This is a genomic window from Pedobacter sp. MR22-3 (assembly GCF_026240075.1).
In the GTDB taxonomy this organism is placed as follows: Bacteria; Bacteroidota; Bacteroidia; order Sphingobacteriales; family Sphingobacteriaceae; genus Pedobacter.
Window position 1 is genome coordinate 604,224 of the sequence record NZ_JAPIVF010000001.1, and the last position, 24,441, is coordinate 628,664.

Annotated in this window: 10 protein-coding genes; all 10 read left to right on the forward strand. The window is 36.9% G+C overall.

The features are described from left to right. Nucleotides 1-6: 6 nt before the first annotated feature. The 10 genes from OQ267_RS02730 (at nt 7) to OQ267_RS02775 (ending at nt 24,315) form a co-directional block, all read left to right on the forward strand. Nucleotides 7-2,502 carry a M14 metallopeptidase family protein gene (locus OQ267_RS02730; protein ID WP_265834787.1) on the forward strand — a complete coding sequence of 832 codons (2,496 nt, stop codon included), beginning with the start codon at nt 7-9 and terminating at the stop codon, nt 2,500-2,502. 411 nt (nt 2,503-2,913) lie between these two features. Continuing rightward, nucleotides 2,914-6,081 (forward strand): SusC/RagA family TonB-linked outer membrane protein, encoded by a 3,168-nt coding sequence (locus OQ267_RS02735; RefSeq protein ID WP_265834788.1) that lies wholly within the window; start codon nt 2,914-2,916, stop codon nt 6,079-6,081. Nucleotides 6,082-6,092: 11 nt separating this feature from the next. Next, entirely contained in the window at nt 6,093-7,604 is a 1,512-nt protein-coding gene (locus tag OQ267_RS02740) for a SusD/RagB family nutrient-binding outer membrane lipoprotein (protein ID WP_265819423.1), read from the forward strand. A gap of 64 nt (nt 7,605-7,668) precedes the next feature. After that, nucleotides 7,669-8,349: a hypothetical protein gene (locus OQ267_RS02745; RefSeq protein ID WP_265834789.1), complete on the forward strand. Its 681-nt coding sequence runs from the start codon at nt 7,669-7,671 to the stop codon at nt 8,347-8,349. Between the two features lie 484 nt (nt 8,350-8,833). After that, complete coding sequence (locus tag OQ267_RS02750; RefSeq protein ID WP_265834790.1) at nt 8,834-12,055, forward strand: SusC/RagA family TonB-linked outer membrane protein; 3,222 nt, start codon at nt 8,834-8,836, stop codon at nt 12,053-12,055. Between the two features lie 17 nt (nt 12,056-12,072). Beyond that, complete coding sequence (locus OQ267_RS02755; protein WP_265834791.1) at nt 12,073-13,554, forward strand: SusD/RagB family nutrient-binding outer membrane lipoprotein; 1,482 nt, start codon at nt 12,073-12,075, stop codon at nt 13,552-13,554. A gap of 612 nt (nt 13,555-14,166) precedes the next feature. Then, entirely contained in the window at nt 14,167-17,172 is a 3,006-nt protein-coding gene (locus tag OQ267_RS02760; protein WP_265819427.1) for a SusC/RagA family TonB-linked outer membrane protein, read from the forward strand. Between the two features lie 10 nt (nt 17,173-17,182). Continuing rightward, on the forward strand, nt 17,183-18,550 hold the full coding sequence (locus tag OQ267_RS02765) for a RagB/SusD family nutrient uptake outer membrane protein (protein WP_265819428.1): 1,368 nt from the start codon (nt 17,183-17,185) through the stop codon (nt 18,548-18,550). Between the two features lie 1,088 nt (nt 18,551-19,638). Then, nucleotides 19,639-22,806, forward strand: a complete 3,168-nt coding sequence (locus OQ267_RS02770) for a SusC/RagA family TonB-linked outer membrane protein (RefSeq protein ID WP_265834792.1) — start codon at nt 19,639-19,641, stop codon at nt 22,804-22,806. A gap of 18 nt (nt 22,807-22,824) precedes the next feature. Further along, on the forward strand, nt 22,825-24,315 hold the full coding sequence (locus tag OQ267_RS02775; protein WP_265834793.1) for a RagB/SusD family nutrient uptake outer membrane protein: 1,491 nt from the start codon (nt 22,825-22,827) through the stop codon (nt 24,313-24,315). Nucleotides 24,316-24,441 lie beyond the last annotated feature (126 nt).

Sequence of the window (24,441 nt, forward strand, 5' to 3'; positions counted from 1 at the left end):
TCCTCTATGAAGAAAGGCCTTATCCTCTTATTTTTTACTATTGCTTCCGTCTTTGTTGTTAAGGCTCAGGTAAAATCGCCGGATGAATTTCTGGGTTATGAACTGGGGTCACATTTTACCCCTCACTATAAGGTAGCCGAATACTTCAGGCAAACTGCAATTGCAGCACCTAAAAACGTAAAGCTGATTAATTACGGCAAAACCAATGAAGGCAGACCTTTAATGGTTGCGGTAATTTCCTCGGCAGATAACATGGCCAGGATAGATGAGATACAGAAAAATAATTTAAAGCTGGCATCTGGCGCAGCCAATAATATTAATTTAAGCAGCCAGCCTGTAATTACCTGGCTGAGTTATAATGTGCATGGCAATGAGGCTAATTCTACCGAAACAGCAATGAGAATGCTTTATGCCCTGGCATCCGGCACCAATCAACAGGCTGCAAGCTGGCTGAAAAATACGGTAGTCGTGATTGACCCCTGCTTAAATCCGGATGGAAGGGATCGGTATGTAAATTATTTTAACAGTGTAGTTGGTAAGACACCTAATTCAGACCCTACGGCAAGGGAGCATATTGAGCCCTGGCCAGGAGGACGCTCCAATCATTATTATTTTGATTTAAACCGCGATTGGGCCTGGCAAACACAGGTTGAAAGTCAGCAGAGGCTGGCCTTGTACAATGAATGGATGCCGCAGGTACATGTAGATTTTCATGAACAGGGCTATAATGAGCCTTATTACTTTGCTCCGGCAGCAGAACCGGTGCATCAGGACATTACACCCTGGCAAAAAAGTTTTCAGGTCATTGTAGGAAAGAACAACGCTAAATATTTTGATGAGCAGGGCTGGCCATATTTTACAAAAGAACGGTTCGACTTGTTATACCCTTCTTATGGTGACACTTATCCGCTATATAATGGCTCCATCGGAATGACCTATGAGCAGGGAGGGATCAGGGCTGGTTTATCTGTTGTTACCAATGATGGTGATACACTAACTTTAAAAGATAGGATTGCGCATCATTTTACCACCGGCATGTCTACCATAGAAGTTGCTTCTCAAAATCATAACAGGTTATTGGAAGAATATAAAAAATACTTTCAGCAAGAAATAACCAGCAGCCCGGGGGTGTATAAAACCTTTGTCATTAAGGCCAGTAATTTATCTCGTCAAATGAAATTGGCTGAATTATTAAAAAAGAACAAAATTGAGTTTGCTTACGGGGGTGAAAAATCAGGGAAAGGATACGATTATGATACGCAGAAAGAAGAAAATTTTACAGTAAGCAGGAATGATTTAATTGTAAACCTGCAGCAGCAGCGATCAGTACTGGCTAACGTATTACTGGAACCACAGACGCTGGTGACGGATTCGAATACTTATGATATTACTGCCTGGGCTTTGCCATATGTTTATGCTTTAAAAGGCTATGCAAGTAAGGAAAACTTTAAGGGAAAATATCCTGATCCGGCCCTTGCTGAAGAGGTGGCAAATGATATAGAAAAACCTCTGGCCTGGTTATTTACCTGGGGAGCAGCAGAAGATGCGCAGCTTTTAAATGGTTTGCAGAAGGAAAATATTAAAGTCCGCCAGGCCGACCAACCTTTTACCGTTTCAGGCAAGGAATATCCTGCCGGGACATTAATCGTATTCCGGACAGAAAATGAAAGATCTGTGAAAGATTTAAGGGCAAAAATTGTACAGGTTGCCAGACAACTTAATAAGCCTGTGATGGGCATTACCAGTGGATTTGTAGAGAAAGGAAAAGATTTTGGATCGAACGTCTATCCTATCCTGAAGCAACCAAAAGTAGCTATTGTTTCAGGAAATGAAGTCTCTTCACTCGCTTTTGGTGAGGTTTGGTTTTACCTGGAACATGATCTCAATCTTGCTGCCTGCATTATAACCGCTAAAGATATCAACAATTTAGATATCAATAAAGTGAATACCCTGATCCTGCCCGATGGTAGTTACAGTGCTTTTATTGGAGACGGCTTAACTTCCTGGTTGAATAAGGGGGGTAAACTGATTTTGATGGAAGATGCAATTGAAAGTGTATTGGATAAAAAAGGATTTGAGATTAAAAAGAAAGAGGTAATGGCTAAAAAAGATGAAAAGCCAGTACCAAATAAGCTTCTTTTTAAGGATAAGGACAAAGATGATTACGAATTTGCAATTCCAGGTGCCATCTATAAGGTGAACTTTGATCCAACCCATCCTTTTGCGTATGGCTTGGGGAAAACCTATTATACCTTAAAAACCGATCGAAAAATATACGAACCATTTGCAGAAGGCTGGAATGTTGGTCTGTTAAATGATAAAAGCTTAATGGCCGGGGTAGTGGGTAAAAAAGTCAGGGAGGAGTTAAAATCAGGATTGCTGATCGGTGTGCAGAATTTTGGCCGGGGAACAGTGGTTTATCTGGCTAATGATCCTTTATTCAGGAATTTTTGGGAAAGCGGAAAAACGCTTTTTAGTAATGTGGTATTTTGCAGATACTAACTGGTTTTACCCTGCCCTTACAGTTCAAAAACAGTCTTTTCTAATAATTTTACAAATTTAAATTCGTTCAGGCTTTATTTTTATGGTGCCTAAGTGTAAATTGTACAATATGTCCTGCTGATTTTGGTTTTTTTTGGGCCACAAAGAAAATTTATTCTGCTTACACTAGATTTTTTAGATAAAAATCTAGTGTATTTTAAGATTTAATTGCTTTTTTATTGGAGTGTTTTTGTAGTAAGTAAAACGTTTAAGTAACTTTTTTGATTTATAAGCTATTGTTTATCAGTGTGTTGTTTGGGTTGTTGTTGTTGTTTTAACAATGTTAAAAAATGTTAAAATAAATTTTCTTTAGTGATTTTCAATTCTTAGATTAGAAAAATCATTAATCATTAACTAACCTATTATTAAATTATGAAAAAACTTCTACAAAGTTTGTTCATTCTTATGTTTTTTGCTGTAACAGCAATCGCTCAAGATCGAACAATCAGTGGTACAGTTACTTCCACGGATGACAAATTACCTATTCCAGGAGTAAGTGTTAAAATTCCCGGTGCCTCGGGTGGTGCTGTAACAGGTGCAGACGGAAAATTTGCTTTAAGAGTGCCAGCATCTGCTACATCATTAATATTTAGCTCGATCGGTTTTACTACTCAGACAAAAACAATTGGTTCGGCAACTACAATTAATGTTTCTCTTATAGCTGACGCTACTTCATTATCTGAAGTTGTGGTAACTGCCTTAGGAGAGAAAAGAGAAGCAAGGGCTTTAGGATACGCTGCAACTGAAATTAAGGGTGAAAAATTAACTATTGCAAAAAATACTGATATCAGCACAGCTTTAGCAGGTAAGGTTGCTGGTGTTCAGTTAAATGGTTCTCCAAGCTCATCATTTGATAATGCTTCCATTATTGTTCGTGGAATTAATGGTTTTACTGTAGGGCAGCCATTATTTGTGGTTGATGGAACTCCTGCAGACCAGGCGAATGTCAACATGGACAACATTGAAAGTATTACTGTCCTTAAAGGTGCTGCTGCAACTGCCCTATATGGTCAACGTGCTTATAATGGTGTAGTAATTATCACTAGTAAAAAAGGGAGTAGAAAAGCAGGAACATCAATTGAGATAAATTCAGGTGTTGCTATCGAAAAAACATCTTTATTGCCTGATTACCAGAATGAATATGCTGGGGGTTATACGGGTCAATTTGAAAAATTTGTTTATAACCCTGCAATTCATCCAGCTTCTTGGGCAGCTTTTAATGGTCAAAATATGCTAGATTATGGCGCAGATGCGAGTTTCGGTCCAAAAATCGATGGCTCTTTGTACCGTCCTTATTACAGCTGGTATCCTGGAGAAGACTTTGGCAAGTTAGTCCCTTTAACTGCCCAGCCTAATAACATTAAAGATTATTTAAGAACTGGCGGTAGTTACAATAACAGTATTGCATTTACAACTGGTGGAGAAGGTTATAATCTTCGTGTGGGTTACACAAACCAAACGAGATCTCTTGTACAAGAAAATGCAAACCGTTCTATGAACATATTAAATGTTAACGGATCGTTTGATGTTAGTAAAAGATTAACTGTTTCTACAGATATTCAATTTGCAAAGGAAAATAGAATTGGTCAGCCATATGAGACTTATCGTAACGATGGATTAAATGTTGTACAAGGTTTTAATCAATGGTTCCAGCGTCAGTTGGATATGAACTATCTAAGAGATCATCAGGTTTTAGCTGATGGTACGGTAACATCATGGAACATTGGTAATCCAAATGGAACAGGTGACCTTAAATCCATTACTACTCCTCAATACTGGGATAATCCTTTTTGGGTGGTTAATCATAATTATAGAACACAAAGAAATAACCGATTGGTTGGTAACTTGGGATTAAAATATGATCTAGGTAGTGGTTTAGCGTTAGCAGGTTTCTTAAGAGGAAACATTAACAATGAATCTGGGGACGAGCGTATGGCTACAGGTGGCTTACAACAGGATTATTTTAAGACAAAAAACTGGACAGATACTGAATTCAACTATGAGTTAAATTTGACTTATAATAAAACGTTTGGTGACTTTACGTTAAATGCATTAGCTGCAGGTAATATTCGTCATGAAAAAAGAGAAAGAATAGATATGTCAACAGCAGGGGGCTTAAGTTTTCCTAACTATTTCAATATTGCAGCTTCCTTAGCAAGACCAACTACCATTAACGACTATTATGAAAAAGAAGTAAGAAGTGTTTTCGGTAAAGCATCATTGGCATATAAAAACTTTCTTTATTTAGACATTACAGCTAGAAATGATTGGTCATCAGTTTTCGCTCCAGATTTGAATTCTTATTTTTACCCTTCAATATCTACGTCATTTGTATTCTCAGAGTTTTTGCCTGCTGGCGTTAAAAATGCCCTTTCATTTGGAAAGTTAAGATTCGCATATGCTCAGGTAGGTTCTGATGTAGATCCTTATAGAGTTAATCTTCAATATAATACTTCACCTGCTTATGGAACCAATCCATCTTTAGCTATTGGCAATGAATTTAGAGATGGCAGAATAATTCCTGCAAAAACCAATTCATTTGAAATTGGAACAGAGATGAAATTCTTAAAAAATAGAATTGGTTTGGACTTTGCTTATTATGTGAACAAAAATAAAAACCAAATTTTAGCAGTGACATTAAATGGTGCAACAGGTTACACAACTAACTTAATTAATGCAGGTGATTTAACGAATAAAGGTTTCGAGTTTAGTTTAACAGGAACACCTGTTCAATCTAAAAACGTAAGTTGGGATCTAACTGTAAACTTTAGTAAGTCAAAAACCATTGTAAATAAAATTACTGATAATCAAACAAATGTAATTTATCAAACGAGTACATTTTTTGGAAATACATTGAACCTTCGTGAAGGTGAAGAATGGGGCTATATTTTAGGACGTACCTGGAACCGTGATGCAAATGGGAATGTTATCATCGCTGCAAGTGGCTTACCAACTTCTACAACGAATCAATTTGTAGGATATGCCCGTCCGAAATTCAATGGTGGTGCATATTCATCATTAAGAGTTTTTGATTTTGATTTAGGCTTCTCTTTAGATTTTCAAAAGGGCGGATTATTTAATTCAACAACTCGGGCATTTAATATGGGTAGTGGTCTATCGCAGGAAACAGTGGGTTTAAATGATAAAGGTATTGATTGGAGACTACCAGTTGCACAAGGAGGTGGTTATAAGTTTGCCGGTGTATTGGCGAATGGGCAACCTAATAACAGATATGTAAGTGCAAGCACAGCATTTTATGATGGTATGCAAACAGGTTCGGGAGAGCTTTTCATGATTAGCGCATCATATTTAAAATTAAGAGAAGTAAGATTGGGTTATAATTTGCCTAGTAAAGTTTTGGCTAGAACAGGTTTCCTTAAATCTGCAAACTTAGGTTTTGTAGTTGGAAACGCATGGTTAATTGCAGCTCCTGGTAAAAAATATGGTGTTGATCCATCGGAAATTGAGAATTTCTGGCAAGAAGGCGGTCAATTGCCATCATCGCGTACATTTGGTCTGAATTTAAGAGTTGGACTTTAATTTTTATAAACATGAAAAATATTAAAAAATATATACTGCTTGTAGTTGGCTTTGGCATGTTAGCCACAGGCTGTAAAAAGTTTGGAGATTTTGGTGATACTAATGTCGATCAAACTAAGGTTTCTAAGGCTGCAACTAAGGCATTATTAACCTATGCAATGCAAAAAACTCAGGCTAGAGGAGATCAGTCGACTACTCAGCCCTCGGCTAATACTGCAGCTGTTACAACATTGTCATCTAGCGGAGCAATCTTTGCTCAGCATCTTTCCGAAGGGCCTTATCTAACTGTTTCTCCTTTTAATGATGCCGGAAGTACATTAAATCCAAGCTATTATACTTTTTATTCAGAGATTTTAAAAAATCTTAATCAAGTTATCACTTTTGCAACTGCAGGGGCTCCAGAAGCCGATCCAGCTTCAAATGGATCTTTAAAGAACCAAATTGCGGTAGCTCGAATTATGAAAGCGTATGTATTTTGGAAAATTACTGATAGATGGGGTGATATTCCGTATGCTGAAGCATTGAACAGTGCAAATATTACACCTAAGTTCTCTAAGCAGGAAGACATTTATAAAGATTTATTCAAGGAGCTTAAAGAAGCTGTTGCACAAATGGATGGTGGCGCAGGTCCAACAGGTGATATAATGTTTAATGGTAATATGGATACTTGGAAGAAATTTGCCGCAACACAGCGTCTTTTGATGGCATTGCGACTTTCGAAGGTTTATCCTAATACAGGAGAATTTGCAGCTACAGAATTTGTATCTGCAATTGCGGCCACACCAATTACGGCGAGTGAGAATTTAACTTACCAATTTGATGGAGGTGATCCAAACAATTATAATCCTTGGTATAACAATTATAGCATATCGAATCGTAATGATTTTGCGATTAGTAAAACTTTGGTTGATCAAATGAAAAATAATGGAACAGGTACAGATCCAAGACTTCCTGTATATGGTGAGGTTTTAGCTGGAAATCAAGTTATAGGATTGCAATTTGGTGTTCAGGTACAGGTAAATATTCCAAATGCTTACAGTCGTATAGGTTCAACTTTACGTGCTGCTGGATCACCAGCTTATATCTTCACCGGCGCACAAGTTCAATTTGCATTGGCTGAAGGTGCTAAAAGAGGATGGACCGCTGGAGGCGACGCAACTGCTGCAACATATTATAACGCAGGTATAGATGCCTCTTTAACTCAATATGGTGTAGCTGATCCTACATTTAAAACGGCTACTGGCATCGTTTACAATCCTACAACTGCATTACAGCAAATAGCAACCCAAAGATGGGTGGCTTTATATTTAGATGGGTGGGAAGCATGGACAGAATTCAGAAGAACTGGTTTCCCGGCACTGGTTCCAGGTCCTAATTCGCAAAATGGCACAAATCTTCCGAGAAGAGTTGGTTATCCAACTGCCGATCAGACGACCAATAGAGCTAATTATAATGCTGCATTGGCACAACAAGGATGGTCAAATAACAGTATCAATAATAGGATGTGGTGGGATAAGCTATAATTAGAATATTTTTATTAAATTTAAAGGAGCTTTATATAAAGCTCCTTTTTTATTTATTCATGATATGAAACTAATTTATAAGTCAGCAATCATTTTATATCTGTTAATATTGACTAGTGATGTTTATAGCCAGGAATTTTTTAGATTAAAAGAATCTATGGGGATGCCACTCCGATCCCGAGTGTATAATGATATTAAAGGGACGCCATATTTTGTAGATAACTGGAGTAAAGGAATAATTAAACAAGCTAATGGTCAGATTTTCAATGACATTGAGCTTAAATATGATCAGCTAGAAGATGAGGTAATATATAAAGATATTAATGGAAAAGAACTTGGGTTTGCTGTGCCGGTTATAGAGTTTAGAATTGACTACAGTTTTAATGGTTTAAAAAAATCCTCCTTATTTAGAAACGGTTTTGAGCCTTTTAAAGGTTCAACAGAGAAAAGTTATTATGAAATTCTTTATGATGGTACCTTTAAATTGGCGAAGAAAAATGTTAAGCATATCGAACAATATAGAGAATATAATTCTGCTGTTACCACAAAATCAATTATTGAAAGAATAAAATATTACTACTTTGCTAAGAATACTCTTGTCGAATTTAAACGAGATAATAAATCTATTCAACAAGCATTTGGAGAGAAAGCCCCTCTAATTTTAGCTTATATTAAAGAAAATGATTTGGATTTAAAAAAAGATGTTGACTTAATTCATATTTTCAATTTCTATAATAGTTTATAGCTTGACGAAAATTATAAGTTCTGATCATATTTAATCGGATGTATCTAATCAAATTTATGTATCTTTTCATCATTCTTATTCATGGCGAGAGAGTGTAAAATAAGATTTTAGTATAATTAACTTATGCTTAAAACTATATCAGATGATATAGTGCAATGTGCTTCGCATTTGCAAACATGTATATAAATGTGTTCTAAATCTAACTTTCAACTCTTTTTTCGGAATCCTTTATTAGCTTTATGGCTTAAGTGATACTTTGTATTAGTGGGCTAGAATATTGCATTATGTCTTTCTTTTCAGCAATTAGTTTTCTTAAGTTGAAAGATTAATAGAGTTCGTTTAAATCAAAATTTGTTTTTTCAACAACGTACCATTGTCAATAATTTGTCATTTATTCCTTGCTGTTGTTAAATAATGTTAAATGCTAATCTAACAGTACTAGCTTTGGTAGCTTAAAATTATATCTATAAAAACTTAAATTTTCATGAAAAAACTTCTACAAAGTTTGTTTATCCTTATGTTTGTGGCATTTAATGCCATTGCCCAGGATAGAACAATCACTGGTACAGTTACTTCTTCGGATGACAAATTACCAATTCCGGGTGTAAGTGTAAAAGTAAATGGTACACAAATTGGTACCGTGACAGATGCAAATGGAAAGTATTCCATAACGGTTCCATCATCTGCTACATCTTTAGAATTAACTTACATAGGCTATGCAGGAAGAACAGTTAAACTTACTGCATCAACTGTTTACAATGTAATTTTAACAAGTGATTCGCAAGGCCTTTCTGAGGTTGTTGTAACTGCAAATGCGATTAAAAGAGAAAAAAGAACATTAGGTTATTCTGCCCCAACATTAAATAATACTGAATTAACTTCAGGGCAAAACCCAAGTGTAATTAATTCTTTGGGCGGTAAGATTGCCGGAGTAAACATTACTTCTTCTTCCAATACCCCTGGTAGTTCATCAAGAGTGGTTTTACGTGGGGGTTCATCCATTTCAGGGAACAATCAAGCACTTATTGTTATTGATGGTGTACCAATTGATAACTCAAGTGTAATTGGTGGAGGTTCTAGCTTAACAAGTGTGGATTTTGGTAACCGTGGTAACGATATCAATCCGGATGACATTGCTTCTGTAACGGTGCTTAAAGGCCCCGCAGCTGCAGCATTATATGGCTCACGCGCATCAAATGGTGCTTTAATTATTACCACTAAAACAGGTGCTAAAGGTGCTAAGTCTCAAATTACATTTAGTACGGCCAATACTTTCTCTTCTGTTCTTAAGTTACCTGATTTACAGAATGAATACGGACAGGGATATTATGATGAAGTGGGAACTAATGATGCCAATACTACTTACGTTAATGATCCTAAAGAAAACTGGAGCTGGGGAGCACCTTTTACTGGTAAAACTCAGGAATATGGACAATCGATCGGTGGTGTTCGCTTAACTAAGCCTTATTCTGCACAGAAAAATAATCTTCGTGACTTTTTCGACACTGGCTTTGCTACTGATAATAACTTAGGTTTTTCTGGTGGTGGTGATAAAACGACTTTTTATCTTGGATTAAACTCATTAAACTCAAATGGAACTTTTCCTGGGAAAAATGATGTGTTTAACAAATACAATGTTCGTTTCAATGGTACCGCTGAATTGAGTGATAAGTTCACTGCTGGAGTATCATTCAATTACTCTAAAATCGGTGCTAAGCAAATAGCTGGTGGTCAAGCTGGTGGCTCTGTTTACGATAATGTACTTCAAACGCCGAGAGATATGCCAATCACATCATTCAAAGATTTGACTAATCCATATTATGGATACGGCGCTGGCGATCCTGATACATATGGTTATTATGGTGCTTACAGTATGAATCCATACTGGATTCTTGAAAATTACCAAAATAAAGACGATGTGAATCGCATTACAGGTAACATTAATTTAAATTACAAACCAGCTAGCTGGTTGAATATAACTGAGCGTTTAGGTTTAGATACTTATAGCGACAGACGGCTAGAATCAAGTCCTAAATACTCATTTGTACCTACAGATGATGCAGGTAATTACACGGCTGGTAGTAATTCACGAGTAAGTAATGGTTCGTATAAAATAAGCCAATATAATGTGAATGAAGTGGTGAATGATTTAATGGTAACTGCAACGAAGAAATTAGGTGATGATTTTGATGTATCTTTAATGTTGGGTAATAACATTAGGATGAGAAATACTTCTACTAACGTTACTGCTACCAATGAAAGTGGTGGTTTAGTTGTTCCAGGCTGGTATAACCTTGCAAACAGTAATGGTCCTGTTGATGTAATTACAGATTATATCAGTAATAGAAGATTGTTTGGTCTTTATGCAGATTTAAACTTGTCTTATAAAAACATGTTGTTTTTAGAAGCTACAGCTAGAAATGACTGGTCGTCTACTTTGCCAGTAAATAATAATTCATTCTTTTACCCAAGCGTTAGTGGCTCATTCCTATTCTCAGAGGTGTTAAAAAAATCTTCAGGATTTGAATTCCTGGATTATGGTAAATTACGTACAAGTTATGCTCAAGTAGGTAATGATACTGATCCTTACCAATTGTTCACTACTTTTTCAAGAGGAGAGATTTTTGGTAGCTTTGGTAGTACCACCTTCCCATTCGGAAATGTAACTGCATTAATGGTTAGTTCAACTCTTGGAAATGCTAATCTAAAACCGGAAAAAACAAGTTCATTTGAAATTGGTACAGAGTTAGGTTTCTTAAAAAATAGGTTATCAGTTGATTTTAGTTATTATGTAAATAATTCAAAAGACCAGATTCTAAGTATTCCTATTCCGAATTCAACAGGATATGGATTTAGTGTAACCAATGCTGGTGAAATTCAAAACAAAGGTATTGAGTTAAGTTTAAGAGGTACGCCTATTAAAACCAATTCTGGCTTCAGCGTTGAGCTTTATGGTACGTTTACACAAAACAGAAGTAAAGTGGTTTCTTTAAGAGATGGATTAGAACAAATTAGCGTAGGTGGTTTCTCAGGAATGTCTATCGTTGCTGCAGTGGGTAAGGCTTACGGTGAATTCTATGGTATCACAGAAGCTAAAGATGCTCAAGGAAGAACTATTGTAGATGAAGGAACAGGTATTCCGGTAAATACAACTGCTGCGCAGTATCTGGGAAGTTATAATCCTAAATATCAGGCATCATTAGGAACCAATATCAATTACAAAAACTTCTCATTAGGTGTTTTGTTTGATACTAAACATGGGGGTGTTTTCTACTCAAGAACAAGAGACATCATGGCATTTACAGGTACTTCAGCTGAAACAGGCGGAGCAAGAATCAATACAGTATTCCCTAATTCTGTTTATCTTGATGCTAATGGTAATAGCGTTACAAATACAACAGGTTATAACAAACAAGATTACTATCCAAACCGTGCGGCTGGAGCAAATATCGTAGATGCCTCTTTTGTTAAACTTCGTACACTTTCTCTCGGTTATACTTTTACTAAAGAGCAATTAAAAAGCAATAAACTTAGTGCTTTAAGTATTGGTTTATTTGGTAATAACTTATTTATCTGGACACCAGAATCTAACCAATATGCGGATCCTGAGGTTAACTCTGCTGGCGCAGGAAATGCACAAGGTTTTGACTATTCAGCTCAGCCTTCAGTTAGAAACTATGGGGTTAATGTAAAAGTTTCATTCTAATCTTAAATACTATGAAAATGAAAAATATATTTAGTACAAAGAATTTCTTATTTCTTTTGCTGGCAAGTACAGTTGGTTTTACCGGCTGTAAGAAATTCCTTGACGTTAATCAAAACCCAAATAATCCTGATAGCGCTACACCAACGTTACTGTTGCCTACAGTTGAAGCTTCGTTAGGACAATTAATGGGCAATGGATTTCAGATCTTTGGAGGAATATGGGCACAGTATTGGACTCAGAGTCCAGTGGCTTCACAATATAGGAACTTTGATAGATATAGCCTGACAAATACCGCATTTGATGGTAGTTGGTCAACGATTTATCGTAATGCATTGGTAAATGCAGATCTTATTATTAAAAGTGAAACGCCAAATAGTGATAATGTAAAAGGGATTGCATATATCCTTAAAGCTTATACTTTCCAGGCAGCTACTGATGCATTTGGTGATATTCCACTATCTGATGCACTTGATGCTACGAAGTCTTCAAGCCCAAAATATGATGCGCAATCTGCTGTTTATGACAGTGTTTTCACTTATATTGACAAGGGAGTTGCTTTACTTAAATCTTCTGCCAGAACTTCTTTAGGGGAACAGGATATTGTTTTTCAAGGGGATGCTGCTAAATGGACAGCTTTTGGAAATACATTAAAACTGCGCGCTTATTTACGAATTTCAGGTGTTGATGCTCAAAAAGCGCAAGCGGGCATTGCTGCTTTATATGCAACGAACCCTACTTTCTTAAATGAAGATGCACAGATTAAATATTCTACTACGGGTGGGAATCAAAATCCACTTTATAATGAAACGGTAGGTTTAGGTTTTGTGCAAAATCTGGGTGCGAGTGCAACTGTGGTTAATGGCTTTAAGAAAAACAATGACCCACGTGCATTTAAATTTTATGATGTAATCGCACCAGCTGATACAATTACAAATATTTTAAATGGCGCAAGTAACTTGAGTTCAAACTCAGGAAAAACGATTTCTTCGCCATCTGCATTAGTTGGTGGCCGTGCAAATGACCCATCGTCAGCTACAGCACCTGTTAAATTAATCTCTTCGGCTGAAAGCGCTTTCCTTCAGGCTGAAGCAGTTGCCAGGGGTTGGGCTGCAGGTAGTCTTGGCACTTTATTTCAACAAGGTATTCAAACAAGTTTTACTGCAGTTAACTTAACTTCCGCTCAGGCTACTGCTTATATTGCAACTGCTCCTGATGCTCAGTTAGGTACAAGTACGGCTTCACAAATTAAGGCTATTATTACACAAAAGTATTATGCAATGTGTGGAACCCAAGGATTTGAAGCATGGACAGAATATAGAAGAACCGGATATCCGAATTTTTTAATCACTTCGGTTACATCTGTGTTAGGTACAGGGAGAACGCCTTTAAGATTTTTATATCCTAACAGCGAAGCTGTTTCTAATGGCAATTATCCAGGAACGGTGGCACTGTTTCAACCCGTTTGGTGGGATGTAGCTACAACGGTGCTTCCTAATTAATAGTAATATATAATTTTTAAAAAAAAGTGCTTATCATTTGATAAGCACTTTTTTTATGGCTTTTTTAATTTAGCCTTGGAGATATGTACTTGAAAGCGTGATCAGAATGCAGAAGGAGCTATCATTATTCTTAATGCCATAATTAGTTGTCAACAAAGATTAATAGATGCATTATTGAATAAAAGTTGGAAAGAGCTGGCATTTGAAAGCCACAGTGGAGAGAATTTGCTTACAGAATAGGGTTGTATTAATATAATGGAAACTCACAGACTACTTTAGAGAGCTAAAAGATACTACCAATTCCTCAAATAGAAATAGATAATAATCCTGATTTACCAAAGTAATAAAACAAGGGATATTAATATATAAAAAATGTTCATTCTTATATACCAACTTTAGGAGAGAGTTATATTTTTTTGAATTGATTTAATAACTAAACTTTTAGTCTTTATTATACTACAACTCACGTGCTTGTTGTAATGTCATGTGAAGGTCAAATACGCTTTGGTTTGTATGCTAAATCATTTTAAGCTTTTAAAAAGATTGTATTGTATTTATATAAGTTATAATTTGCGATTTAATTCAATTAATCAAATAAACTAATTTAAATTCATGAAAAAACTTTTACAAAGTTTGTTCTTGTTAATGCTGATGTCGTTTTCGGCATTTGCACAACGGACAATCACTGGTACAGTTACATCTAAAGGAGATGGATTACCTCTTCCGGGGGTAAATGTAAAAATCAAGGGTGCGCCAAAAGGCACCGTTACTGTCGCTGGAGGAAAATTTTCCCTGGAGGTAACACAATCAACAGCAGTATCTTTAGAATTTTCTTATCTGGGATATCAATCTCAAACCGTTCAGGTTGGAAATTCAAATACTGTAAATGTAGCATTGGCAGAGGATGCGCAAGCGCTTACTGATGTTGTAGTGGTAGGATATGGTACTCAGTCAAAAAGAAATGTTACATCTGCGCGGGTAAGTGTTGGTGAAGCAGAGCTTAAAGAGCAACCTGTCCCTAACGTAGCCCAAGCCTTACAAGGAAGAATGGCTGGTGTGCAAATCTCTTCTGGGTCAGGCAGGCCAGGTGCACCAATTGCCATTAATATCCGTGGAAGGTCATCCATCACCGCCGGTAACAACCCCCTATATGTTGTGGACGGTGTGATTTTACCAAGTAATAGCGGTACTACTCCCAGCAGTGCCGGAGCAGGTGTATCTGCCTTGGCAAACATTAATCCAGAAGACATCCTTTCCGTAGACGTATTAAAAGATGCGGCTTCAGCAGCAATTTATGGGTCTCGTGGTTCCAATGGTGTTGTAATAATCACAACTAAAGGTGGTAATAAAAGTGGCAAGTCAACAATCAGTGTTTCAGCATACACTGGTGCGCAGTCTCTGACTAAAACACGTGATTTATTAAATGCATCGGAATACAGGCAAATGTATAATGAAGCCAGAGTCAATACTGGCTTGGCTACTTTATTTACACAGGCACAAATTGACAATCCTACAGCAAATGTGAACTGGTTGGATGAAATTTTGAGGGAAAACTCAAGAACTAACAATATTCAATTATCAATTGCTTCTGGAGCAGGAGAAAAAACACAATTTTATTCTTCTTTAAACTATTTTGATCAGGATGGTGCATTAAATTTCGGAGGTTTTAAACGTTATGCGTTAAGAACAAATGTTACGCATGACATTACTAATTTTCTTAAGGTTGGAAGTAATTTAGCTATTTCTCGTTCATACAGACAAGAATCACCGGTTGATAACAGCATTTATTCACCATTTCCTCGTGCATTAGTTGCAAGACCTGATCAGCCAATTTACAATGCTGATGGTACCTTTGCGGCTAACGACTATAATAATCCTTTACATATGTTCCAGTCTGTGAATTATGTAAACCTGTCTAATATCTTCAACTCCACTTTTGCTGAAATTAAAATTCTTCCAGGGTTAAAATTCAGATCTGCTGTTGGTATTGATTATACTTATTTAGATCAACGTACTTATAACCCGATTACTTCACTTTCAGGTCAGGGATCTAACGGGTCCGGAACATCGGGTTATGTTCAAACGGAAAATTATCTTACTACACAAACGTTATCTTATAATAAAAACCTGTTCGATGACCGTTTAAATATTGATGCAACTGGTGTTTATGAATTTCAATGGAACAATCAGTCAAATAACAGAGTAGACGGATCAAATTTCCCGTCAGATTTAACGCCATATGTTACTTCTGCAGCACAGATTACTGGTGGAACAGCTAGTTTAACCTACTTCAAAATCGAATCCATGTTAGCCAGATTAAATATGGCATGGGACGGTAAATATCTTTTAGGAGGATCGATTAGAAGAGATGGTTCTTCCAAAATTCCTCAAAAAGGAAGATATGGTTATTTTCCGTCAGTTTCAGGTGGATGGATCATCAGTGAAGAAGATTTCCTTAAAGATAATAAAGTGGTCAGCTTCCTAAAATTAAGATCAAGTTATGGGTCTACCGGTAATCAGGAAGGTATTGGAAACTTCACTGCAAGAAGATTAATTGGTGGAGGTTTTAACTATAATGATACTCCAGGATTTGCATTAAGTACAATCGGTAGTCCAGACTTAAAATGGGAAACTACTAATCAATTCGATTTAGGATTGGAAATTGGTTTATTCAATAATAGGATCGATATTTCTGCTGATTATTTTAATAAGAAAACTAAAGATCTATTGCTTAACCGCCCAATTCCAAGTACTACAGGATTTAACACCATTTTAGAAAATATTGGTAGTCTTGAAGGGCATGGATTCGACTTTCAGGTTTCAAGTAAAAACTTCGTTGGCGATTTTAAATGGAATACATCATTAAACCTTTCAACATATAATAATAAAGTGACTGCTCTTTATAATGACCAGCCTATTGATGGGTCATTTGCAACGAGAACAGCAGTTGGGCAACCATTAGGTGCATTCTTTTTAATTAAATCACTAGGTGTCGATAGAAATACTGGTGATATGATTTATGAAGATACAAACGGTACAGGTACTATCACAGGCGATGATCGTCAGTTTTTAGGTAATCCATTGCCAAAATTCTATGGTGGTATCACAAATAACTTCGCTTACAAAGGCTTTGATTTAAGCATCTTCTTCCAATATTCATATGGGAACGATATTTATAACTTAGGTGCTGAAGGTACAGGTGGTTGGGCAAGTTTAGGCGGTGTGGTATCTGCTACTTCTCCTGCAACTAATATCTTACGTGAAGTTTATGAAAATAGATGGACGCCATCCAACATGGATTCTAAGTATCCTAGAGCAGTTGGTGGTGTTAGAGGTACTTATAATACACAACGTTCATCTAGATTTTTGGAGGATGGAAGTTATTTAAGATTAAAAAATGTGACTTTAGGTTACAATCTGCCGAAATCGATAACGACCAAACTACATTTGAATAATGTTCGGGTGTATGCAACAGGGTACAATGTATTAACCTTTACGAAGTATTCAGGCTTTGATCCAGAGGTTTCTACAGAATTCACAGTTGGTAACACAGGCGTAGATCAAGGAAGTATCCCTCAGTTCAAAACCTATACTTTCGGTATTAATATTGGTTTATAGAATTAATAATATGAAAAATAAAATAATTTTTGCCGTAATGGCTATTGGATTAACGGTTTTTTCGTCTTGCGAGAAACAGTTAGATGTTAATCCGGTTGCTTCTCTTTCGCCTGAAATTGTAGGGCCTGCAGAAGCACCAAAACTACTTAATGGTATCTATGATGCCCTGCAAGTTGGAAGTAACACATCATACTATTATTTAAGTTATGCTACAGAAGATCTATCTGCAGATAACTTGACTTACAGAGCAACTTTTTTCCAACACGGCGAGGTAAATAATAACGCGATATTAACCAATAACGTGCTAGTTGCAAGATACTTCACAGGGCCATATGCCATTATTCAAAAAGCGAATGATTTGTTGGAGATTTTAAAAAGCGGGTCAATACCGGAAGCAACTGCAAAGCCACTTTTAACTCAAACTTATTTTTTACGGGCTTACGCTTATTATAGATTAGTAACCATATTTGGTCCGGTACCTATTGTATTTAACAGAGATGTAGTTAAGGTTCCTAGGAAATCTCAAGATGAGGTATATGCTCAGATTATCTCAGATTTACAAGCGAGTATTGCAGCAGGAACTGACTTTACAGATGCTAAATTCGCATCAATCCAGGCTTCCAAAGCGCTATTGGCTCGTGTTTACTTAATTCGTAAAAACTACCCTTTAGCTAAACAATTTGCCGATGAAGTAATCAATTCAGGTAAGTTCCAGATCACTTCAAACTACGCTTCGATATTCACTACTCCATATGTCTCAACGGAACATATTTTTAAACTGAATTTCACAGCCACAGAGGCGCAACAGTCTCTTGACTTTTTCTTACAACACCCATCAATGCCAGGTGGTGGCCGTGCAGAATTACCAGTTGATCAAAGTTTAGTTGATGCCTATGAGGCAGGAGATGCTAGAAAAGCTGCTTCCATTCAGCAGGTTTCAGCACCTACAGCAAATCCAGGCTGGTATTGCAAAAAATACCAGGATCCATCAGGTAATGGTGCTTTACCTTTCTCTATTTTTAGAATTTCAGAAATGTATTTAACATCTGGTGAAGCACAGTTAATGATTTCAAACAATCCTACAGATGCAGTTGCTTTGGCACGAATTAATGATGTAAGAACTAAAAGAGGTCTTGCTGCATTAGCTTCTGCAAACTTACAGGCATTTATAAAAGAAAGACGTGTTGAATTGGCTTTTGAGGGAACAAGATGGATGGATATGAAAAGAACCCCATCTGCTACAAATCCAGCAAAATCTATGGCAACAGTATTTTTAGAGGCTAAGGGACGTTCAATAAATGATGAATTATACCCTATTCCTCAGGATGCAATTACAACCAACGATTTGCTACTACCAAATAATCCAGGTTATAACTAATCTGATGAATTAAAGCAAAAGCAAAGCGTCTGGTCATTATTATGATCAGGCGCTTTGTTTTTTAATTTTTATTGTTGATTTAGATATTTGATTTTCATATTCTTTACTAACAAAGAGGATAGGTGATATAAGGTAAAAAACCTAAACATTACTCCCAGTACCTGTTTATGTTTTTTCTTATCATTAGACAAGTTAAATGCCTGAGGGCGATACCATCTGAATGGATAATATCGTTGACGAAATCAACATCGACCTACTGCAGTATTCCTATCATATTCGTAGTGTTTCCAATTGTCATTCCATATTATTACTTCAGTCTTGGTTCATATGTGGAGTTATCAATAATTATTCATATGCTTATTAAGGCCCGAAGATAATGTTTCTTTCATTTGGTTGGCTTAATTCTTGGAGTAATCCTTGGTCACAATCGTCATTTTTAGGCTGAAGGAATGCTTAAAACTATGTTGGGAAAAGTCATTTAAATAATGCTGCTTAAGGCCTGCTCTCCGTCTGGAGGAGTTTATATTTATGGCATCAAGATTAGAATAATGCTATTTAGACCAACAGCACCAAGATGTTAGCAAATAGCTCGCTGATAGCTAATGTTACAAATAAAGCCTTGCTATCGTTTAGGAAATTCTCCCTGAGCCAGCCACCTATGGCAAAAATGGTTTGCAATAACTGCGTAAAAAAGCTACAGCAAGTATTTTTTAGGAAATGATAAATAAAAACGCTTACTGTAGCTTTTTCAATAAGTTTTATGATAAATTCAATAATTTTTATCCCAAATACAAACAAGATTTTTAATTAATGATGATGTTTTCATATCATCCGGAATCTGTATAACAATTTTTCTTTTATCTCATTTTAATTTAAATGTATCTTTTTAGTTAAAAAATAATTTTAAAATTGATCTTATTTATAGCCTAATATTATAATAATTGCTTTTTTTGGGCTATTAGCTATAATTTTTTCAGTTCTTCGCAGTTTTTGCTCTAAATATTACAAAACAAAATTTGTTTGTAAAATTTGCTTTACAGGATGTTAAATTTTATATTGTGCTCTTATTAACTAAACTAAACTAATTTATGAAAAAACTTCTACAAAGTTTGTTCATATTGCTTTTCGTTGCAGGTACTGCAATGGCGCAAGAAAGAACAATTACTGGTACGGTTACAGGAAAGGAAGACGGAATGCCACTTCCTGGTGTAAGTGTAAAAATCAAAGGCGCATCTGGAGGAACCACTACCGATGCAAATGGTAAATACAGTATTCGTGTATCTGCCAGTACGTCTACCTTAGAATTTACGTATATTGGATACACAAGCCAAACACGTAGCACTGGATCTGGAAGTACACTAAATGTGACTTTGGTAAGCGATTCAAGAACACTAACTGACGTTGTTGTAACAGGTTATGGTGTTACAAAAAAGAGAGATTTTACCGGGTCAGCAGCGAGTGTAAAGGGAGATGATTTAAAAGATAAGCCCGTTCAAAGTTTCGTGCAAGGATTAACAGGCCAGGCAGCAGGGGTTAGTATTATCCAGCCAAATGGTTTGCTAAACAACCCACCTGTGATTAGGGTACGTGGGGTAAGCTCCATCTCTTTAAGTTCATTTCCTTTAGTGGTTGTTGATGGAATTCCATTTCCAACAACTGATGCATCTGCCAACTCAGCAACAAACAATCCGCTTGGTGATATCAACCCTGCTGATATTGAAACGATCGATATCTTGAAAGATGCGGCATCAACAGCACTTTATGGTTCAAGGGCTGCAGCAGGTGTATTGGTGATCACCACGAAAAAAGGAAAAAGCGGTGATGCTAAAATTACTTACGATGGCTGGTATGGCGTAAATAATGCCGTTCGTTTACCAGAACTTTTGAATGCGCAGCAATATATTGATAGTAAAAATACGGCAGTTGCAAATGCTTTGGTTTTAAATCCAAATGCAGTGCCTGCTACACAAAGAGATGCCAGTAACAGGAGTTTCTTCCCGAGTTATAATGCAGATGGATCACTTGTTGATACCAAATGGTACGATGAGGTATATAGAACCGCTCAATCACAAAACCATAATGTTACTTTAAGCGGAGGAACAGCAAAAACAACCTATTATTTATCTGGTGGATTATCAGATCAGGACGGTTTCCTTAAAAATAATACATTTAAAAGATACTCTGCTCGTTTGAATGCCACTCATAAAGCTACTGACTGGTTAAGTTTAAGCATGAATGTGAATTATAATAACAGCATTAACAGGGCACCAAATAGTGGTTCGGCTCCGGGTGCAGCCTTTAATTCATCAGGATTAGGACGTATTGCCATCGCCATTGCGCCAAACGTTCCCGTTTATAATGCTAATGGTGGTTATAATATTTCTGCCAATAATGTCGGAAATGCAGCTAACCTCATTACCAGTACATGGGCACACCCTACCGTATTGGTAGATAAGGATGTGAACAGCTCAGAGAATAACAGGTTTTTAACCAATCTCGGTGCCGATTTTAAAATTCTGGAAGGCTTAAATTTCAGATCTAATTTTTCTTGGGAAAGAGCCAATACTGAAAATATTCAATTTTGGAATCCCCTTCAGGGCGACGGATATTCTTATAACGGTTATGCTTATAATAATACCGCCAGAAGAAATAACTGGAACTGGATTAACACCCTTCAATATGTTAAAACATTTGATGGCGTACATAATTTAAACTTAACTGTTGGTAACGACGTACAAAATACCAGAACAGTAAACTGGGGTGCTGTTCGCCAGGGATTAGGTGATCCAACTTTCTTCAATCAATTTCAGGGTACTTATACTACAAATGTACCCGGCGGAAATGGTATTAATGAAATTGCTTTTCAGGCATACCTGGCTAGCGCAAGTTATAACTATAAAGGAAAATACTACATCAGCGGTAACTTTAGAAGAGATGGTAATTCGGCCTTGTCTTCAGAAAATAAGTGGGGTAACTTTGGTGGAGGGTCAGTTGGCTGGACAATCTCCGAAGAAGAATTCTTCAAAAATTCATCACTGGCTAAAACGGTAAATTCGCTAAGAATCAGGGCAAGTTATGGTCGCGTAGGTAATGCGAATGTTCCGGCTTACAGTGAGTATACTACTTATAGTCCAGGCTTATATGGCGTTACACCTTTTGCATGGATCTTTGGACAGGCTGGTAATAAAGAGCTTAAGTGGGAAACCAGTAACCAGTTAGATTTTGGTTTAAACATTGCCTTATTTAATAACAGGTTAACCTTCGAAGCAGATTACTTCAAAAAAGACATTAATAATTTATTGTTAAATGTTCCTCAGGCATTATCAAAAGGTATCCCGAATGATCCGCAAGGTACTATTCTTGCGAACGTTGGCTCGATGTATAATAAGGGCTTCGAATTTGCATTGGGCGGTACACCTGTTAAAACAGATAAATTCTCATGGACAGCCAGTTTAAACTTCACAACTATTAAAAATGAAGTTACAGCTTTAGATCCCAATGTATCACAGATTATCGGTACTACGGGCGGTTTAGAATCTGCAAGTGTTACGAGGGTAGGTGAATCAATTGGTAGTATTTATGCCGTAAGAACAAATGGTGTAAATCCTGCAAATGGAAGAAGAATCTTTATTAATGCTGCAGGACGTGAGGTTCAATATCAACACTTTGGTGGTGCAAACGCATGGACATATCTGGATGGCACACAAGCGCCATCACCGGCAGGAGATGCCCAGGTAATTGGCGGAACACTCCCTAAATGGTACGGTGGTTTCAACAATACGTTTAACTATGGTAATTTTGATCTTAACCTGATGTTTACATTTTCTGGCGGTAATTATATTTACAATGGCTCTCGTGCTGGTTTATTAGATCAGCGTGTTTGGAATAATTCAACAGAAGTGTTAAATGCCTGGACAACTCCAGGTCAGCAGACTAATATTCCAAGAGTAGTTTATGGAGATAATGTTTCAAATGGATCGTCTTTCGCAATTGATGCCAACGTAGAAAAAGGCGACTTTTTACGCCTTCAGGCTGCAACTTTCGGTTATCGCATCCCTAAGAGCATTTTTGGTAAATCAGGCATCAGTAATGCGAGGGTTTATGCTTCAGTAAATAATGCATTTTTGATCACGAACTATACCGGGGTAGATCCGGAAATCTCAACCAATGGTAATAGTAATTTAGCAAGTGGTGTAGAGCGTAACTCCATCCCTCAAGGCAGATCATTTACATTTGGCATTAGTTTAGGTTTATAATCATTAATCATCATATTCATGAAATTATTTCATATCAAAACATATAAATTGAAGTTAGCTACTGCGGCTATACTTGCAATTCCTTTAGTTGGAAGCATCTCTTCCTGTAAAAAAGAGTTCCTGGAAAAGGCTCCGGAACTAACGCTTCCTGATCAGGATGCATTTGCTAATCCAACGAGAATATTAGGCCAAATTAACGGACTTTATTCCTCTTCAAAAAATGGTTCTTTATTTGGCGGAAGATACCTGATCTATAATGATATCAGAGCCGAAGAATTTGTTAACAGAACCGGTAATAGTGTAACGGGTTATGATGTATATCAGGGCACAAATAACGCTACGAACACTTATGTGGCCAGTTTCTTTTCACAAGCATACCTCACCATTAACAGGGCCAATCTTTTCCTGGATGGCTTAACTAAAAACAGTACTGTTTTAACCCCTGCATTAAACGCAAACTATGCAGGAGAGGCAAAATTTTTAAGGGCGTTGAATTATTTCGCACTGATCCAGATTTTTGCAAAACCCTATATTGTTGATAACGGTGCTTCAAGAGGCTTGCCATTGCGTTTAACTCCTGAAACTTCTTTGGCCAATAATGCCTTAAAAAGCAGTACTGTTGCAGCCATTTATACGCAGATTTTAAAAGATCTTGATGAAGCAGAAGCCGGTTTGCCAGATACTTATAGCACTCCCTCATTGCGGACTACGCGTGCGCATAAAAATAGCGCTATAGCCTTAAAAACACGTGTATATTTAGCCATGGGTAATTATGCGAAAGTGATTGAGGAAGGCAATAAGCTGGTTCCGCAATCCGCGCCATTTACCAATTCAGCAAGAACTGCTCATGCACTGCAGGCAAGTGTGGTGAATGTTTTTGCTGCACCATTTACAACGTCTGAATCGATATTCTCTTTCCCTATGGCAGATACGAACGCGCCGGGAACACAAAATCAATTAGGATATTACTATAGCTGGGCTGGTAATGGAAATCTGGAGTTCTCTTTAAATAAAACCGGAGCGGGTATTTATGTAGATCCATCCTGGCCAACAACAGATGCCCGTAAATCTCAGCTCACTCAGGATGCCACCATTTCCGGTGTACTTCATTCCTATCCTATTAAATATGGTGCTGTATCTCCGTTCATTGATTTTGTGCCGATTATCAGATATGCAGAAGTGCTGTTAAATGTTGCTGAAGCAGAAGCACTGGCTCCGGGTGGTAATCTTGTTCGCTCAAAAGCATTGTTGCAAGCTGTACGTACACGTTCTGATGCTTCCTATGTTTACGGTGCCTTAACTACGCCAACAGCTTTAGAAACTGCAATTCTTAAAGAAAGAAGAATTGAGCTTTTAGCTGAAGGATTCAGATACAACGATTTGGCCAGAAAAGCAGCTCCAATTCCATCTTTCGGTGCTGGTGCTTCCATTCCGGTTACCGATCAGCGTTACACTTTCCCGATCCCAATTGGTGAGTTAAACACTAATCCATTGGTAAATACACTTTAACAATAAAATCTAAAATAAATAAAGGGGTGGAAACATTTGTTTCCACCCCTTTATCATTATACGCCCTACCATTGGTATAATTAAATAATTTACCAAAACTACAGGAAGAATGATGCCTGTGGCTTT